Genomic DNA, 342 nt, shown 5'->3' with positions numbered 1-342 from the left:
GGTCAGAGCTTCGACCTGATCATGGGTCACGTAGACGGAAGTCACGCCAAGTCGGCGTTGAAGGGCCTTAATCTCGATCCGCATCTGATTGCGCAACTTTGCATCGAGGTTCGAAAGAGGCTCGTCGAACAAGAACAGCGATGGATCGCGGACAATCGCACGGCCCATCGCAACCCGCTGACGCTGGCCGCCCGACAATTGCGAGGGTTTGCGATCAAGGTAGTCGTTGAGGTTCAAAAGGTTCGCGGCCTCTTCGACCTTTTGGTTGATCACATCTTTAGCGATTTTACGGTTTTTCAGCCCGTATCCGATGTTTTTACGAACGGTCATATGCGGGTAGAG

The 342-nt window shown here is 53.5% G+C and carries 1 protein-coding gene (only partly in view); it reads right to left on the bottom strand.

The features are described from left to right. On the bottom strand, positions 1-342 hold part of the coding region annotated (locus tag AC1QQ2_RS14800; RefSeq protein WP_479713716.1) for an ABC transporter ATP-binding protein (this coding region is incomplete at both ends). The annotated region extends 331 nt beyond the left edge of the window; 342 of 673 annotated nt are visible.

This window comes from Aestuarium sp., assembly GCF_023253315.1.
Lineage (GTDB): Bacteria > Pseudomonadota > Alphaproteobacteria > Rhodobacterales > Rhodobacteraceae > Marivivens > Marivivens donghaensis.
This window is presented reverse-complemented; position numbering and strand designations above follow the sequence as displayed.